The organism is Xanthomonas bonasiae (assembly GCF_017163705.1).
GTDB lineage: Bacteria > Pseudomonadota > Gammaproteobacteria > Xanthomonadales > Xanthomonadaceae > Xanthomonas_A > Xanthomonas_A bonasiae.
Map to the genome: position 1 here is coordinate 22787 of NZ_JAFIWB010000005.1, position 16296 is coordinate 39082.

The 16296-nt window shown below is 70.7% G+C and carries 13 protein-coding genes; 10 read left to right on the plus strand and 3 right to left on the minus strand.

Features of this window, described 5'->3' with window-relative positions; all coding sequences use genetic code 11:
* Window positions 1-4: 4 nt before the first annotated feature.
* The 3 genes from JR064_RS07040 to JR064_RS07050 are packed head-to-tail and all read left to right on the plus strand — an operon-like array spanning window position 5 to window position 2831.
* Window positions 5-742, plus strand: a complete 738-nt coding sequence (locus JR064_RS07040) for a hypothetical protein (RefSeq protein ID WP_206229250.1) — start codon at window positions 5-7, stop codon at window positions 740-742.
* Window positions 733-1920, plus strand: a complete 1188-nt coding sequence (locus JR064_RS07045; RefSeq protein ID WP_338123876.1) for a hypothetical protein — start codon at window positions 733-735, stop codon at window positions 1918-1920. Before JR064_RS07040 ends, JR064_RS07045 begins: the two co-directional genes overlap by 10 nt.
* Window positions 1917-2831, plus strand: coding sequence for a fatty acid desaturase family protein (locus tag JR064_RS07050; protein WP_206229251.1), 915 nt, complete (start codon window positions 1917-1919; stop codon window positions 2829-2831). Before JR064_RS07045 ends, JR064_RS07050 begins: the two co-directional genes overlap by 4 nt.
* A 57-nt stretch (window positions 2832-2888) precedes the next feature.
* Here the strand turns inward: JR064_RS07050 and JR064_RS07055 are convergent, their stop codons facing one another.
* On the minus strand, window positions 2889-3233 hold the full coding sequence (locus JR064_RS07055; protein ID WP_206229252.1) for a hypothetical protein: 345 nt from the start codon (window positions 3231-3233) through the stop codon (window positions 2889-2891).
* 379 nt (window positions 3234-3612) lie between these two features.
* Here JR064_RS07055 and JR064_RS07060 point away from each other — a divergent pair, with 379 nt between their 5' ends.
* On the plus strand, window positions 3613-4392 hold the full coding sequence (locus JR064_RS07060; protein WP_179571158.1) for a hypothetical protein: 780 nt from the start codon (window positions 3613-3615) through the stop codon (window positions 4390-4392).
* A gap of 446 nt (window positions 4393-4838) precedes the next feature.
* Here the strand turns inward: JR064_RS07060 and JR064_RS07065 are convergent, their stop codons facing one another.
* Window positions 4839-8546: an indolepyruvate ferredoxin oxidoreductase family protein gene (locus tag JR064_RS07065; RefSeq protein ID WP_206229253.1), complete on the minus strand. Its 3708-nt coding sequence runs from the start codon at window positions 8544-8546 to the stop codon at window positions 4839-4841.
* 190 nt (window positions 8547-8736) lie between these two features.
* Between JR064_RS07065 and JR064_RS07070 the strand changes: the two genes are divergently transcribed.
* Together JR064_RS07070 and JR064_RS07075 are read left to right on the plus strand one after the other, a co-directional pair.
* Window positions 8737-9345, plus strand: coding sequence for a tetratricopeptide repeat protein (locus JR064_RS07070; protein ID WP_179571221.1), 609 nt, complete (start codon window positions 8737-8739; stop codon window positions 9343-9345).
* Between the two features lie 484 nt (window positions 9346-9829).
* A complete protein-coding gene (locus JR064_RS07075; RefSeq protein ID WP_191826621.1) occupies window positions 9830-10744 on the plus strand; it encodes an AEC family transporter in 915 nt (304 codons plus the stop codon).
* Between the two features lie 121 nt (window positions 10745-10865).
* Here the strand turns inward: JR064_RS07075 and JR064_RS07080 are convergent, their stop codons facing one another.
* Entirely contained in the window at window positions 10866-12359 is a 1494-nt protein-coding gene (locus JR064_RS07080; RefSeq protein ID WP_206229254.1) for an AAA family ATPase, read from the minus strand.
* A 123-nt stretch (window positions 12360-12482) separates the two neighbouring features.
* On the opposite strand from JR064_RS07080, the gene JR064_RS07085 reads away from it, so the two are divergent.
* From JR064_RS07085 to JR064_RS07100, 4 genes are read left to right on the plus strand one after another with little or no spacing between them, the layout of a single operon-like run.
* Window positions 12483-13115 (plus strand): ParA family protein, encoded by a 633-nt coding sequence (locus tag JR064_RS07085; protein WP_206229255.1) that lies wholly within the window; start codon window positions 12483-12485, stop codon window positions 13113-13115.
* Between the two features lie 15 nt (window positions 13116-13130).
* Window positions 13131-13607: a SixA phosphatase family protein gene (locus JR064_RS07090; RefSeq protein ID WP_179571220.1), complete on the plus strand. Its 477-nt coding sequence runs from the start codon at window positions 13131-13133 to the stop codon at window positions 13605-13607.
* 50 nt (window positions 13608-13657) lie between these two features.
* Complete coding sequence (locus tag JR064_RS07095; protein ID WP_241092918.1) at window positions 13658-14212, plus strand: YceI family protein; 555 nt, start codon at window positions 13658-13660, stop codon at window positions 14210-14212.
* Window positions 14209-16191 carry a phospholipase D-like domain-containing protein gene (locus JR064_RS07100; protein ID WP_206229256.1) on the plus strand — a complete coding sequence of 661 codons (1983 nt, stop codon included), beginning with the start codon at window positions 14209-14211 and terminating at the stop codon, window positions 16189-16191. The genes JR064_RS07095 and JR064_RS07100 overlap by 4 nt, the downstream gene beginning before the upstream one ends.
* The last annotated feature ends 105 nt before the right edge of the window (window positions 16192-16296 follow it).

Consider the following 16296-nt stretch of genomic DNA (forward strand, 5'->3'; position numbering starts at 1 on the left):
ACCGGTGACGGCACTGCCCGCGGGCGAGGGCGCCACGCTCGCCACGCTGCGCGACCTGGAGCCGCCGCCGCTGCGCGGCTGGCTGCGCTGGCAGGCGTGGCTGGTCGATCGGATCAAGCGCGCGGCGCTGCGCCAGTTGCATGCCAGCGTCGCCGGCGAACGCCTGCTGCTGCGCATGTACCTGATCGGCGAGGAAGCCACCGAGTTGGCGTTGCAGCGCGAAGTGCCGGTGCAGCGGCCGGCCTGGCTGGTGCCGCTGATGGACCGGCACCTGCAGGAGGAGCAGTGGCATGCGCAGGCGTTCGCCGCCGCGCTGGCCGCGCGCGGCGACCTGCAGCCCACGCGCCGGCCCGACCGCCTGAGCCGGCGCAAGATCGCGCAGTGGCATCGCCTGGCCGAGCGCCATGCTGGCGCCTTCGCGCAGGGGCTGCTGGTGCCCGCGTTCGCGATCGGGCTGTGCGCCGAGCAGATGGCGTCGCGGGTGCTGCGGCGGCATTGCGCGACCTTGCCCGCCGACCATGCGCTGCAGCCGTTGCTGAGTCGGGTGCTGGGCGACGAACAACGGCATGTGCGGCAGTGCCGGCAGATCCTGCAGCGGCTGGTGAGCGCGCAGGAACAGCCGGCGTTGAGCGCGCTGCTGGCCGAGGTGCGGCGCATCGACCGTGCCTTCGGCGTCAGCGGCGCGCTGGGCATGTACCTGGCCGGCGTGGTCTTGCGCGTGCGCGGCGCAGTGTGGCGCTGAACCCGCCGCGCCTGCTGTACCTGGCCACCGCCGATGCGCGCGGTCATCTGATGCGTGCGCAATTGCTGACCCATGCGCTGCGCGCGCAGGGGGCGCACGTCGATGTGCTGACCACCTCCGCGGCGGGCGTGCAGTTCCTGCGCCGCTTCGGCATCGACGCCACGTTGCTGTCGCCGCGCTACGCCGTGCAGTTCGATGCGCGGCAGAACATGCGCGCGGCCGCGACCGACGCCAATGTCGCCGCCTACCTGCTGCATCCGGCGCGGATGCTGCGCGACATCCTGCGGCTGCGGCGTCGCCTGCATGGCGTCGACCTGATTCTCAACGATTCGTTCCATCCGGCCCTGCTGGTGATGGGGATGCTGCCGGGCTGGCGGCGCAAGATCGTGCATGTCTATGGCGCCAGCCTGCGCGCGGCGTTGCAGGGGAATTTCGACGGCCGCCTGCCGCGGCCGGTGGCGGCCTTGTTCGCGCGGCTGATCGGCTGGCAGATCGATGCGGCGGCGGCGCAACTGGAGCACGATTTCGCGCAGCCGCGGCTGCAGGCATGCGGCCGCCGTTTCCGCCTGCCTACGCCGGTCGCGCTGGCCGCGCCCGCCGCGCCAGGCGCGCCGCCGCAGGTGCCGACCGCGGCGGTGTACCTGAATCCGCACTTCCGCGATCCGGCCTTGGCCCAGGCGCTGGAGCAGGGATTGCAGCGCGCAGGCCTGCACAGCCACCGGGTCGGCGAAGGTTATGCCGATCGCGCCGGCTGGGTAGCCGAGGATCCGCAGTGGATCGCCTGCGCCGCCGCCAGCACGCTGCTGGTCTCGGCGCCGGGCATGGCCGCGCTGTCGGTGGCGCAGGTGTATCGACGGCCGATCCTGCTGCTGCTCACAGAGCAGCCCGAGCAGCAGCGCAATGCGCGCCGCGCCGCCGCCCGCGGGCTGCCGCACCGGACGGTGGTGTGGCGCGGCGATGGCGAGGCGTTCGCGCATTCGGTGGCAGCGGCGTGCCGTGCGCTGCAGGCCGAACCGCCGCCGCCCGCGCCGGAGCCGGCCCCGCTCGATGCGCCCGCGCGGTTGCGGCTGTGGGTGCACCTGATCCTGGCGCTGGCGCGTGGGCAATGCGCGCCGAGCGCCGATGCGATCGTTGCCGCACCCGCTCCTATGCCGGTGCGGCAGGAGCAGGGCGCATGACCGCCGCCTTGCCGCCGGCATTGCGGCGGCTGAGTCCGTGGCGCAGCGCGCTGGCCTTGGCATCGGACTGGGCAATGATCGCGCTGTGCTTCGCCGCGGCGATCCGCTATCCGCATCCGCTGGTGTATCTGCTGGCGGCGCTGCTCGTGGCGCGCACCCAGTTGGCGCTGGCGGTGATGATGCACGAGGGCGCGCACGGCCTGCTGGCGCGGCGGCAGACGCACAACGACCTGCTGGCGCAACTGTGCGCGGCCGGGCCGTTGTTCCTGTCCTTGTTCGCCTATCGCCAGGGCCATCTGCAACACCACCGCGCGCCGATGGCCGACGACGATCCGGTGGCGATCGTGTTCGGCATCGCCGATTACCCGGTCTCGCGGCGTCGGCTGGCGGCGCGCTTGCTGCGCGATGTCACCGGCATCGGCTACGTGCTCGCGGTGCGCGATGCGCTGCGGCGGCGGCGCGCGCCTGCCTCCGAGTCCTGCAGGCCGGCGCCGGCCGGCCATCTGCCGTTGGTGCTGGGCTCAATCGCGGTCAGCAACGGCGTGCTGCTGGGGACGCTCGCCGCGCTTGGCCACGCAGGGCTGTACCTGGGCCTGTGGCTGCTGCCGGCGCTGACCTTCCTGCAATTGTTCGCGCGCATCCGTGCCATCGCCGAACATGCCGGCTATCCGGCGTGCGAAGACCAGCGCCGCAACGCCCGCAGCATCGTCCGCCGCAGCTGGCAGACGTTCTTCTGCGGGCCGCACGCCATCCACTATCACATCGAACACCACCAGTACGTGCGCGTGCCGTTCTATCGGCTGTCGGCGGTGCATCGCTGGATGCGCGCGCACGGGCAGTTGCCTGCCGCCAACCTGTACCGCGGCTACGGTGCGGTGCTGCGCGAGGTCAGCCGCGGCCCGGCGGCCTGATCGGTGCGCTGCGGTGCATGTGCCGCAGCGTGCCGATACGCCCGCTGCGAGCCCCGCCTACAGCGGTTCTGCCGTGCACAACGCACGCATGCTGGCCGAGCCCACGGTCTGCCGGTTGGCATCGGTGACCAGCACGTTGGCGGTGATGTAGCCGCTGGCCCTGGGGCAGTAGAAGCTGCAATAGACCTGATTGGCACAGCTCGCCGGATAGATCACGTTCAGCCCGTTGGAGTTGAACGACCAGGCGTAGGTGTAGGCGCCGGCCGGCGTCACGTCGGCATAGCAGAGGTTGCTTCCGGTACAGTCGAGGGTGACGCTTTGGGCGCGTGCCGATGGCGCGATGCCCAGCGAGGCGGCAGCGACGAACAGCAAAGCGGCGAGTATCGAAACGGCCTTGTTCATGGACATGTCCTGGCTGAAGATCCCCTGCGTCCGCGATGCTGCCAGATCGTCCGGGCGAAGACGCGATGTCCATCACCGTCCACGAAGCGCGGCGGGTCGCCACGTCGCGACGTGGCGCATTTGGGATTGATTTCTCGGCGTATCGGGAGATCGATGGCCACGCTTGCAGGGCGCCGGCCGGCAGATGGATGCACCGCAGCATGGCATTGCCGCGCCGGCGTCTGCCGAGGCGCGTTGCCGGCACGTGAGGACAAGCGCATGCAGCCTCATCGCGCGCTCACCCCGGTGGCACGGGGGATTAACCGGACGTTCGCCACTGTGCGATCACCACGGGCCGAAGCAGATGGCCGGTGATCCCAATCACTGCGGAGCGTTCCCAATGAGCAACAACGAAGCACGCGATCTCAATCGCGATCCCATCTCCGGCACGCCAGGCTCGCATCCGGTCGGCGTCGGCGTCGGCGGCACCGCGGGCGGCGTCGCCGCCGGGGCGCTGGCCGGTACCGTGTTCGGACCGCTCGGCACGCTGATCGGTGCTGCGGTCGGCGTCGTCGTCGGTGCCGCGGCGGGCAAGGGCGTGGCCGAACGCATCGACCCGACCGGCGAAACCGAGTACTGGCGCGAGGAGTACCGCAACCGCGACTACGTGAAGTCCGATTACGACTACGAGCGCGACTATGCGGCGGCCTACGGCCTCGGCCTGCAGGCGCGCGAGCAGTATCCGACCCGCAGCTGGGAAGAGACCGAAACCGAGCTGTCGCGCGACTGGGGCACGCGCCGCGGCGAGTCGCGCCTGGAGTGGGAGGATGCCCGCCTGGCGGCACGCGACTCCTGGCAACGTGCCGACACCACGTATCGCACCTACGAAGACAGCGACCGCTACTACGCCGAGCGCTTCGACAGCGTGGATTACCGCGACGCCGATGCCGGCTACGACGACTACCGCCCGGCCTATCGCTACGGCATCCAGGCGCGCAGCCGCTATCAGGACCGCGACTGGGACGACCGCCTGGAGACGGACCTGGAAAGCGGTTGGGAACGCGCCAAGGATCGCTCGCGGCTGACCTGGGCGCAGGCCAAGGCGGCGGTGCGCGAGGCCTTCCATTCGGATCGCTATCACGGCACGGGTCGCGGCACGCCGCCGGATCCGCGCGTCTGACCCGGCGCATCTCCAGGCCAAGGCGCCCATGCCTAGTGCCTGGCGATGCGTGCTTTCAGAACCATGAAAGCGTAAGCCTGATATCCAACCTATAGGAGCGGCTTCAGCCGCGACATGCGCCATCAGCTGCCCATGTCGCGGCTGAAGCCGCTCCTACAGAAATCGGCGCCTTGCACACGAGGCGTTGCTGGTTGCTCCTGGACTCGGACCAGCCCTGCCACTCGAGTACGTGTGGGAGCGACTTCAGTCGCGACGGGCCTTCGCCGATACGTCCCGTCGCGACTGAAGTCGCTCCCACATTCGTCATGTGTCGCCCTGCATGCCAGCAATCGTGCGCGCAGTGCAGGAAGCAGTCGGTCGCTGGACCCCTCCCCGCCAAGCAAGCGCTGTTCTCCAGCGGATACGGCACGGCAGATCGCAACCGCGCGATCCGCGACCGCTATCGCTCAAGCCGCCTGCACGATATGCAGCGCCTTCGGATTGCGCCAGGTCGCCAGCAGCCGCGCCTCGCGCTGCTTGGCCTCGTGCAGGTGCGCTTCCTTGACGTGGCCGTAGCCGCGGATGTGTTCCGGCACGCTGGCGATCTCCACCGCCAGCGCCAGGTTGTCCGCCGCGAGCCGTTCCAGCAGCTCGCCCACGGTGCGTTCGTAGTCGGCGATCAGCTGCCGCTCGCCGCGGCGTTCGGCGCTGTAGCCGAAGAGGTCGAACGCGCCGCCGCGCAGCACGCGCAGCTTGGCCAGCCACTTGAACGCGGTGAACATCCACGGCCCAAACTCGCGCTTGAGGGCGCGGCCTTGCGCGTCCTTCTTCGCCAGCAGCGGCGGCGCCAGGTGGAAACGCAGCGAATAGGCGCCGTCGAACTGCTGCTGCAACTGGCGCTGGAAATCGCCGCTGGTGTACAGCCGGGCCACTTCGTATTCGTCCTTGTAGGCCATCAGCTTGAACGCGTAGCGCGCCACCGCCTCGGTCAAGGCGGTGGAACCGGCGGCGACGCGCTGCTCGGCCTCGCGCACGCGTTCCACCAGCGCGGCGTAGCGCGCGGCGTAGGCGGCGTCCTGGTAGTCGACCAGGAACGCGCGGCGGCGCGCGACCAGTTCGTGCAGCGAGCGCGACAGGCGGCTGTCGTCCAGCGGCGCATGGCCGCTGTCGCCGGCATCGCCGGCGGCGGGCAGGTCGCGTGCCTGGCGCGCGTTGTGCGGATTGCGCGGCGCGGCGCTGGCGCCGCCCTCGTGGCCTTCCCACTCGCCGGGCGGCAGCTGCTGCAGCCGCTGCGCGGCGGGTTCGGCGCCGGCCGCGACGCTGCCGGGCATGCCCGCGGCCTGCTGCACCGCGGGCAGGTCCAGCGCCGCCAGGCGGCCCCAGGCGAAGGCCTGCTGGTTCATCGCCACCGCGGCGCCGTTGAGTTCGATCGCCCGCATCAGCGCGTCGTGCGACAGCGGCACCAGCCCCTGCTGCCAGGCGTAGCCGAGCATGAACAGGTTGCTGGCGATGGCGTCGCCGAGCAGCGCGGTGGCCAGTTGCGTGGCGTCGAGCAGCAAGGGCTCGCGCCCGCCCAGGGCCAGACGCACGCCGGCGACGATGTCGGCGGCGGGGAACTGCATGTCCGGGTGCGTGGTGAAGGTGCCGGGCATCGCCTCGTAGGTGTTGAGCACCACCTGCGAGCGGTCGCCGCGCACCTTGGACAGCGCCCAGTAGTCGTTGACCACCACCATGTCGCAGCCCAGCACCAGATCGGCCTCGCCGGCGGCGATGCGCACCGCGTGCAGGTCCTCGGGCTGGCGCGCCAGGCGGATATGGGTGGTGACCGCGCCGCCCTTCTGCGCCAGCCCGGTCTGGTCGAGCACGCTGGCGCCCTTGCCTTCCAGGTGTCCGGCCATGCCCAGCAGCGCGCCGATGGTGACCACGCCGGTGCCGCCGACGCCGGTGATCAGGATGTTCCAGGGCTGCGCCAGGTCGCTGCGGAACACCGGCGGCGGCAGGTCCTGCAGCAGCGTGGCCGCGTCGGCCTTGCGGCCCTTGCGCATCGCTCCGCCATGCACGGTGACGAAGCTGGGGCAGAAGCCGGAGACGCAGGAGTAGTTCTTGTTGCAGCCGGACTGGTCGATCTGCCGCTTGCGCCCGAACTCGGTCTCCTTCGGCAGCACCGACACGCAGAAGCTCTTCTCGCCGCAGTCGCCGCAGCCTTCGCAGACCAGCGAGTTGACCAGCACCCGCTTGGCCGGATCGGGCAGCTTGCCGCGCTTGCGCCGGCGCCGCTTCTCGGTGGCGCAGGTCTGGTCGTAGATCAGGATGCTGGTGCCCTTGACCTCGCGCAGGCGCTTCTGCACCGCGTCCAGCTCGCTGCGGTCGTGGAACTCGACGTCGCTGGGGAACTGCTCGCGGCGCCGCGTCCACTTGCCGATGTCGTCGCTGACCAGGGCGATGCTGTGCACGCCTTCGGCACGCATCTGCCGGGCGATGTCGGGCACGCTCAACGTGCCGTCCACCGGCTGCCCGCCGGTCATCGCCACCGCGTCGTTGTAGAGGATCTTGTAGGTGATGTTGACGCCGGCGGCGATCGACTGCCGGATCGCCAGCGAGCCGCTGTGGAAATAGGTGCCGTCGCCCAGGTTCTGGAACACGTGCGGGGTGTCGGTGAACGGCGCCTGCCCGGCCCAGGTCACGCCTTCGCCGCCCATGTGGGTGAAGGTGTCGGTGGAGCGGTCCATCCACGTCACCATGTAGTGGCAGCCGATCCCGCCGAGCGCGCGCGAGCCCTCCGGCACCACGGTGGAGGTGTTGTGCGGGCAGCCGGAGCAGTAGTGCGGCACGCGCGGGAAATTGGCGCGCGGCAGGGCCATTTCCGCTTCCTTGGCCTCCATCCAGCGCAGCCGCTGCTCGATCGACTCGGTATTGAAGAACCGCTGGATGCGCTTGCCGATCACCGCGGCGATGGTCGCCGGGGTCAGTTCGCCGGTGGACGGCAGGATCCATTCGCCGGCTTCGTCGTACTTGCCGACGATGCTCGGGCGCGGACCGGCGCTGGCCGGCCAGTTGTAGAACTGTTCCTTCATCTGCCGCTCGATGAAGGCCTTCTTCTCCTCCACCACCACGATGTCGTCCAGGCCCTGCGCGAACGCGGCGATGCCGATCGGCTCCAGCGGCCAGGTCATGCCGACCTTGTACACGCGGATGCCGATGTCGCGGCAGGCGCGTTCGTCCAGGCCCAGGTATTCCAGCGCCTGCAGCACGTCCAGGTAGCTCTTGCCGGTGGTGACGATGCCCAGCCGCGCATGCGGCGAATCCATCACCGTGCGGTCCACGCCGTTGGCGCGGGCGAAAGCCTGCGCGGCGCGCACTGCGTAACGGTGCAGGCGCATCTCCTGGTCCAGCGGCGGATCCGGCCAGCGGATGTTGAGCCCGCCCGGCGGCAATGCGAAATCCTCCGGCAGCACGATCTGCCGCGCGAACGGATCCACCTCCACCGAGGCCGAGGATTCCACCGTCTCGGCGATGGTCTTGAAGCCGATCCAGCGCCCGGTGTAGCGGCTCATCGCCCAGCCGAGCAGGCCCAGGTCGAGGATGTCCTGCACCCCGGCCGGGTTGAGCACCGGCATCATCGCGCTGACGAATTCCTCCTCCGAGCCGTGCGGCAGGGTCGAACTGCGGCAGGCGTGGTCGTCGGCGGCCAGCGCCAGCACGCCGCCGTGGCGCGAGGTGCCGGCGGCGTTGCCGTGCTTGAACACGTCGCCGCAGCGGTCCACGCCCGGGCCCTTGCCGTACCACATCGCGTACACGCCATCCACGCGCGCGCCGGGGAACAGGTTGGTCTGCTGCGTGCCCCACACCATGGTCGCGCCCAGGTCCTCGTTGAGGCCGGGCTGGAACTTCACGTTGGCCGCGTCCAGGTGCTTACGTGCGCGCCACAGTTCCAGGTCGAAGCCGCCCAGCGGGCTGCCGCGGTAGCCGCTGACGAAGCCGCCGGTGTTGAGTCCGGCGGCGCGGTCGCGCAACTGCTGCATCAGCGGCAGGCGCACCAGCGCCTGCACGCCGGACAGATAGATGCGGCCGTCGGTGCGGGTGTACTTGTGCTCCAGGGTGTAGCCGCTATCCACGCTGTCGGCGGCTGGTGTGGCGAGGGAGGACGGCGGACGCGGATCGGCGATGCGGTTCATGGCTTGCCTGGAGATGGAAGGCTGGCGCGCGCCCGGCGCAGGCCAGGCACGATCCCCCGATTGTATCAGCGGCATTTTGTGCGCCCGCCCCTCGCCCCCGGCGGCGGACGCGGTTAGGATGCGGATGGGGGAGGGGACCACCTCCAAGGGGTTGTCAGCAGTGAATGCACATAAATACGCACTGGCCGCGATGCTGGCCTGGGTGGGCATGGCCGCGGTCGATGCGCACGCGCAGGCCTTGCCGGCGCCGAAGGAGTTCTATTTCGACCAGGACCGCAGCACCACGCGGCCGGTGACGGCGATCGCCGGCAGCGGCGAGGCGCTGGTCGATCGCCTCGCCAGCACCGTGCAACGCGATCCGAACGCGGTCGAGGCGCGCGCGCAGCTGGCGGCGATCGCGATGGCCGGCGGGCGCCGCGAACTGGGCGAAGAGCTGTACCAGACGGCGCTGCGCGCGCTGAGCGCCGGCGCGCAGCGCCGCCAGATCGAGTGGAACTACGGCTGGGACCTGTTGCGTGGCGGCGACCCGGCGCGCGCGCTGGCGCAGTGGAGCGGCCTGGTCAACGGCCGTCCGGCGGCGCCGGACTGGGTGCCGCCGACGCTGGCGCTGGTGCTGTGGCGGCTGGACCGCAAGGACGAGGCGGTGAAGTGGTACGCCGCCGCCGTGCGCACCTGGCCGGACCAGTGGGGCGCTGGCGCCGACTTCGCCAAGCTGCTGCCGGCCTGGCGCGACGACGAACGCGCCACCCTGGCCGACGTGCAGGCCGCCTGGCAGGCCAAGCCGCCTGCCTGGCCTTGAGTTGCGCTTGCCTTCGAGCTGTGGCCTGAGTCGCCGCCGCCGCAGCTAGCGATGGCGCGGTTGGGCTGCTGCGGGAGGGTCTTCGGCTCCGACGCTGTGCGCGGTCGTCGGGTGCATCGCTTCGTTCGTCGCGGCTGAAGCCGCTCCTACAGGGGCTTGCGCGAAGCCGGCCGGGTGCGCTGTGGGAGGGGCTTCAGCCCCGACGCGGGACCGCTGCATGGGCCAGCGCCGCCACGCCGCGCTCCACCGCACGGGCATATCCGAAACCGAAGGTGCATCGCTTCGTTCGTCGCGGCTGAAGCCGCTCCTACAGGGGCTTGCGCGAAGCCGGCACGGTGCACTGTGGGAGGGGCTTCAGCCCCGACGCGGGAATGCTGCATGCGCCCGCGCCGCCACGCCGCGCGCAGCGGTGCATGCGATCGACCGGCGCTGCCCGCAGCGCATGCGATGATGCCGGCGTACCCGCCAGATTCCCGTTGTACCGATGGCTTTCGACGCGTTCGCCCTGATCCTGGCCATGTTGGCGCTCGGCAAGCTGTTCGCGCGCCTGCGCGTGTTGCCGGCCAACACCACCGAAGTGCTCAACGGCGTGGTGCTGTACCTGTGCCTGCCGGCCTCGGTGCTGATCTACGTGCCGCGCCTGCAGTTGAACCTGTCCCTGCTCGGGCTGATGGTCACCCCGTGGCTGTTGGCCGGCGTCACCGTGCTGGCGGTGCTGGCGCTGCGCCGGCCGCTGCGCCTGCGCCGCGAGGAACACGCGGCGCTGCTGTTGTGCGTGGGCCTGAGCAATTCCAGCTTCATCGGCTATCCGATGGTGCGCGCGCTGCTCGGCGAGACGGCGCTGCCGTATGCGGTGGTCTACGACCAGTTCGGCACCTTCGTGCTGCTGTCCAGCTTCGGCCTGTACGTGCTGGCCCGCTACGGCGGCGAGACCCCGCCGTCGCTGCGGCAGACGCTGCTGCGCATGGCGCGCTTCCCGCCGCTGTGGGCGCTGGCGTTCGCGCTGACCCTGATGCCGGCGCAGCCGCCGGCGTGGATCGCCTCGGGCCTGCAACACCTGGCCGATGCGATGCTGCCGCTGGTGATGCTGGCGGTGGGTTTCTCGATCCAGTTGCGGTTGCCGCGCGAGGAACTCAAGCCGCTCGCCGCCGGCCTGCTGCTGAAGCTGCTGCTGTTGCCGGCGCTGGCCTGGCCGCTGTCGTGGGCGCTGGGCCTGCGCGGACAGGCGCTGCAGGCCAACGTGCTCGAGTCGGCGATGCCGACGATGATCACCGCCGCGGCGCTGGCGATCTCGCACCGGCTGGCGCCGCGGCTGGCGGCGGCGTTGGTCGGTTACGGCATCCTGTTGTCGCTGGCCACGCTGCCGGCGTGGGCGTGGCTGCTCGGGGCGCTGGGCTGACGCTTCCGTTTCGCGCGATCGCGCGTGTGGCCCCGTAGGCGGCGCTAAGACGGCACTACCGGCAAAACCCCCGATCGAGGGTGAAGCACCTCCCGCAGCGAAACGGAACCCAGCCGGACACTCAATCCGCCGGCACCGTGCGCTCGCGCGCCCACTCGCGCAGCGCCTGCACCTGCTCGGCCATCACCACCGACAGCGGCCGCGTGCCGCGGAGTTCCTGCATCAGCAGCTCGGTGTCCAGCGGCCGGCTCTCGGCATGCGCCGCATACAGGCCGGAGACGATGGCCTGCTCGATCTCGGCGCCGGAAAAGCCGTTCGCCGCGGCGGCCAGCGCCGGCAGCGCGAAGTCGTCCTCGCGCAGTTTGCGCCGCGCCAGGTGCAGGCGCAGCAATTCCACCCGCGTGTCGGCATCGGGCAGGTCGACGAAGAAGATCTCGTCGAAGCGGCCCTTGCGCAGCAGTTCCGCCGGCAGTTCGTGCACCTGGTTGGCGGTGGCGACGATGAACACGCCGCCGGCACCGGCTGTGCCGCCGCGCTCGGCCATCCAGGTCAGCAGGTAGCCGAGCACGCGCCGCGACACGCCGCCGTCCTCGCCGCCGCTGGCCAGGCCCTTCTCGATCTCGTCGATCCACAGCACGCACGGCGCCAGCTGTTCGGCCGCGGCCAGCGCCCCGCGCAGGTTCTTCTCGGTCTCGCCGTGGTACTTGTCGTACAGCGAGCCGAAGTCCAGGCGCAGCAGCGGCACGCCGAAGCCGGCGGCGGTGGCCTTGGCCAGCATCGACTTGCCGCAGCCCTGCACGCCCAGCAGCAGCACGCCCTTGGGCGGGTCCAGCCCGGGCGGGGCGGTGCCGGCGAACACCGCGCGGCGCTGCTCGATCCAGCGCTTGAGCCGGCGCGCGCCGGCCACGTCGGCGAAGCGGGTGGCGTCGTATTCGTAGTGCAGGTGGCCGCTGCGGTTGAGCAGCTCGAACTTGAGCCTGGCCAGCTGCGGCAGGTCGGCGGCGTTGAGCGCGCCGTCGGCGTAGATCAGCTGGCGGGCGATGCGGCGCGCGTCGATCAGGCTCAGCCCCTGCAGGTTGCGCACGACCTGCTTGACCGCCTCGCCGTCCACCTCGACCCGGCGCCCGCCGAACTCGCGCGCGTAGCCGGCGGCCTCTTCCTGCACCATCTTCAGCAGCGCGTTGGCGTCCGGCAGGCGCGGGTTGAAGCGCGTGGCCAGCGCTTCCAGCTCGGCCGGCAGCTCGATCTTGGCGCCGATCAGCACCAGCACGTGCGGCTGGCAATGGCGGCGCTCGACGATGTCGCGCAGCAGGCGCTGGTGGCTGGCGTAGCCCAGGTACGGCACCACGTCCAGCAACAGGTAGATGCCGCGCTGGTCGGCCTGCTTGATTGCCTGCAGCACCGCGCTGGCGTCGGGCGGGCCGCTCGGCTCGTCCTCGCGGTCCAGGTCGATGCGGCGCAGGCCCTCGGTGATCGACCAGCGGTGCAGCGCGCGCCAGACCTGCATCAGCGCCTGCCGGAACAGCGCCACGATGCGCGCCTCCTCCTGGGTCTCGATGACGATCAGGGGGGTGTTGGCGCGGATCAGCGCGGTCAGGTCCTGCAGCTCGCTCATGGGCGATCCGTTGCCGTGGGGCCGCCACGATAGCAACGCGCCGCCCCGCCCGCTACGCGTTGACTACCGGCCAACATGGGGCCGGTGTACGCTGCGGCCTCTTCTTCCGGAAGCGAGGCGCGCATGAAGACGATCCTGGTGGCCGGCTCCAAGGGCGGCGTGGGCAAGACCACGATTGCCACGCACCTGGCCGCGTACTACGCGCTGGCCGGCAAGCGTACGGTGCTGGCCGATGCCGATCCGCAGGGCTCCTCGACCCGCTGGGCCGAGCGCCGCGCCGGCCTGGACAGCGCGGTGCTGCCGATCGACGCCAGCCGCAAACGCAACTGGCGCGGGGCGCTGCCGGACGACACCCAGCGGGTGATCATCGACGGTGCCGCCGGCGCCATGGCCGAGGACCTGGCCCAGTTCCTGGACGAGGCCGACGCGGTGGTGGTGCCGGTGATGCCCTCGGCGCTGGACATCGAGGCCACCGTCGGCTTCCTCAACACCCTGGCCAAGGTGCCGCGGGTGCACCAGCGCAAGCTGCCGGTGGGGCTGGTGATCAACCGCAGCAAGCCGTGGACCCACGCCGCGCAACAGGCGTTGGAGATGCTCGGCGGCTGGCCGTATCCGGTGCTGGCGCAGCTGCGCGACAGCCAGGCCTACGTGGTGCTGGTCGGCCTCGGCCGCAGCCTGTTCGACTACCGTTCCGCTCAGGTGCGCGATCACCAGCAGGACTGGGAACCCTTGCTCAAGTGGCTCAAGAAGGCCTGACCGATGACCATCGTCCTGCGTGAAGTGATCCTGCTGCGTCATGCCCATGCCGAACCGGCCGACACCGGCCAGGCCGATTTCGACCGGCCGCTGTCGCCGCACGGGCTGGCCGAGGCCGAGGCCGCCGGGCGCTGGCTGCTGGAGCAGCGGCTGGTGCCCGACCGCGTGCTGTGCTCGCCCGCGCGCCGCGCGCGCGAGACCCTGGAAGCGGTGCTGGAACTGACCGGCTATGCCGAGCAGCGCCTGGAGCCGCGGATCTACGAGGCCACCTCCGGCACCCTGGCCGCGCTGATGGACGAGCATCGCGACGTCGAGCGCCTGCTGCTGGTCGGCCACAACCCGGGCCTGGAGCAGCTGGCCGCGCTGATGCACAGCGGCCAGTCCGGCGACTACCGCGGCATGCCCACCGCCAGCGTGGTGGTGCTGACGGTGCCGCAGGACGCGGCGATCGAGCCGGGTGTCGCCCGACTGACTGCGTTCTGGTGGCCCTGAACGCACCGCGCCGGCGCCTGCGCCCGGCGCTGTGCACCGCGCTGCTGTCGCTGTGCCTGTTGCCGGGCTGGGGCAGCGCGCAGGCGCCGCCGCTGTCGCCGGGGGAGCATGCCTTCGACCCGGCCCAATCGCGCTTCGGTTTCGAGATCCGCACCCGCTTCGGGCAGCGCATCGAAGGCTTCTTCCCGCGCTTCGAAGGCACCGTGGAGATGCTGCCCGACGGCCGCCACCAGGTGCGCCTGCGCCTGTTCACCGCCTACGTGCAGATCCCCGGCAAACCGCGCTATACCGGCTGGATGCGCGGCGAGGATTTCTTCGACGCGGAACGCTTTCCGACCGTGTCCTTCGATTCGCAACCGTTCTCTCCGCAACTGCTGACCAGCGGCGGCGCGCTGGTCGGCACGCTGAGCATCCGCGGGGTCGGCCATACCGAGACCCTGACCATGATGCCGTCGGCATGCAGCCGCCCAGGCTATGATTGCGATGTGATCAGCCGCGGTACGGTTCTGCGTGGACGTTATGGAATGGACAAGTGGGATCTGGCCTTGAGCGATCGGGTCACTTTCGTGCTGCGCGCACGGCTGACCGGAGCGGACGCCCGGTGACAGCGTGGTTGAGGGTCCTGGTGCTGGCGGCGATGCTGCTCGGCAGCGGCTGCGCGAGCCTGTCGCAGGCCCAGCACGGCCGCGCGGTGGCGATCGCCGAGGCGGCGCGCGATGGCCGCGTCGACTGCACGCAAAGCGACCACTGCGCGCTGGCCTCGCCGCTGCGCGCGCTGGCCGGCAAGGCCTTCGCCGCATCCGGCGACGCCGCCCCGCGCCACTACGCCACCATCCTGGACCATGGCGAGGAAGCGCTGGTGGCGCGGGTCAACCTGATCCGCAGCGCCAGCCGCAGCATCGACCTGCAGACCTACATCTTCGACAAGGACGACAGCGCGCGGCTGGTGATGGACGAGCTGCTGGCCGCGGCGCGGCGCGGCGTGCAGGTGCGGGTGCTGATCGACCAGCTGTCGGCGATCTCCGACCTGCAGATCCTCGGCGCGCTGGCCGGCGCGCACCAGAATTTCTCGCTGCGCATCTACAACCCCACCTTCGGCCTGGCCAAGCCCAACTACATGCACTACGCCGCCAGCGTGCTGTGCTGTTTCCGCCGCTTCAACCAGCGCATGCACAACAAGCTGCTGGTGGTGGACGACGCGATCGGCGTGGTCGGCGGGCGCAACTACCAGGACGACTATTACGACTGGGACAGCGAGTACAACTTCCGCGACCGCGACGTGCTGGTGGCCGGGCCGGTGGCGCGCAGCATGGCCGCCAACTTCGACGCGTACTGGGCGGCGCGACGCAGCGTGCCGGTGGCGCGGCTCAACGATGTCGGCAAGCTGCTGCTGCGCGACGGCGTGCCGCAGATGCCGCCGGCGCAGTTCCTGCGCCCGGAGCGGGTGCAGCGGGTGAGCGAGGAGGCCGCCGATCCGGCCTTCGTCGAGGACGCCTTCGTGCTGCCGGCGCTGCCGGTCAGGCACGTGGACTACGTCGCCGACCTGCCGCAGAAGCATCGCCGCGAGCACGGCCCCAAGGCGATCTCCACTGCGCCCAGGCTGGACAGGCTGATCGCCGATGCCAAGCAGGAGATCATCCTGCAGACGCCGTACCTGGTGCTGTCGGATCCGGCGCAGGAGATCTTCCGCGACCTGCGCAAGCGCGCGCAGCCGCCGAAGGTGATCGTGGCCACCAACAGCCTGGCCAGTACCGACAACCCGGTGGTGTATGCGCTGTCGTACAAGTACAAGCGCCGCAACCTGCGCGAGATGGGCTTCGATATCTACGAGTACAAGCCGTTCCCGCTGGACGCGCCGGTGGACTACGCCAACCTGCTGCCGTCGCCGCTGCAGTTCCCGGACGCCGGGGAAGCCCGCGGTCGCAATCCGCTGATCGGCGGCAGCGCCGCCGGGCGCAGCACGGTGCTCGGCAGCGGCAGCAGCGGACCCTCCGGCAGCGGCCGTCGCGCCGACGGCAGCCAGGTCGATCGGCGCGTGCTGCGCACCGAGACCCGCCCGTCGTTCCTCAGCCGCCGCGTCGCCAACCGGCCGCTGCCGGTGACCCGCGACGGCGCGCGCATGGGCCTGCACGCCAAGTCGCTGGTGGTGGACCGGCGCGTCGGCGTGATCGGCACCCACAACTTCGATCCGCGCAGCGAGACCTACAACACCGAGGGCGCGGTGATCATCGACGACCCTGCCTTCGCCCAGGCGCTGGCCGCCAGCATCGGCCGCGACATCGAGCCGGAGAATTCGTGGACGGTGGCGGCGCGGGTCAAGCCGCCGGTGCTGTCGGGCCTGAACTACAGCATGGGCAAGGCCTCCGAGGCGCTGCCAGTGCTGGATTTCTGGCCATGGCGCTACGCCACCAACTACGAATTCCAGCCCGGCCCCGACTGCCCGGCGCCGCTGACCCGGCGCGATCCGGGCTTCCACCGCTGCTACAGCGCGGTCGGCGACTTCCCCGAGGTCAACGTCGGCCCGAAGTGGCTGCTGGTGCGGATGCTGACGGCGTTCGGCTCGGGGCTGGTGCCGATTCTTTGAGTGCCGGGATTGGGGATTGGGGATTCGGGATTCGCCAAGCGGCGCCCCTCGCGCCGACAATCGCTTTTGCCAATCCCGAATCCCAAATCCCTAATCCCGGACCCA

What these genes read in the sequence shown, in the direction of transcription:
- JR064_RS07050 (WP_206229251.1), top strand. Translation starts at nt 1,917, where the DNA reads ATGACCGCCGCCTTGCCGCCGGCATTGCGGCGGCTGAGTCCGTGGCGC.
- JR064_RS07055 (WP_206229252.1), bottom strand. Translation starts at nt 3,233, where the DNA reads ATGAACAAGGCCGTTTCGATACTCGCCGCTTTGCTGTTCGTCGCTGCC.
- JR064_RS07060 (WP_179571158.1), top strand. Translation starts at nt 3,613, where the DNA reads ATGAGCAACAACGAAGCACGCGATCTCAATCGCGATCCCATCTCCGGC.
- JR064_RS07065 (WP_206229253.1), bottom strand. Translation starts at nt 8,546, where the DNA reads ATGAACCGCATCGCCGATCCGCGTCCGCCGTCCTCCCTCGCCACACCA.
- JR064_RS07070 (WP_179571221.1), top strand. Translation starts at nt 8,737, where the DNA reads ATGCTGGCCTGGGTGGGCATGGCCGCGGTCGATGCGCACGCGCAGGCC.
- JR064_RS07075 (WP_191826621.1), top strand. Translation starts at nt 9,830, where the DNA reads ATGGCTTTCGACGCGTTCGCCCTGATCCTGGCCATGTTGGCGCTCGGC.
- JR064_RS07080 (WP_206229254.1), bottom strand. Translation starts at nt 12,359, where the DNA reads ATGAGCGAGCTGCAGGACCTGACCGCGCTGATCCGCGCCAACACCCCC.
- JR064_RS07085 (WP_206229255.1), top strand. Translation starts at nt 12,483, where the DNA reads ATGAAGACGATCCTGGTGGCCGGCTCCAAGGGCGGCGTGGGCAAGACC.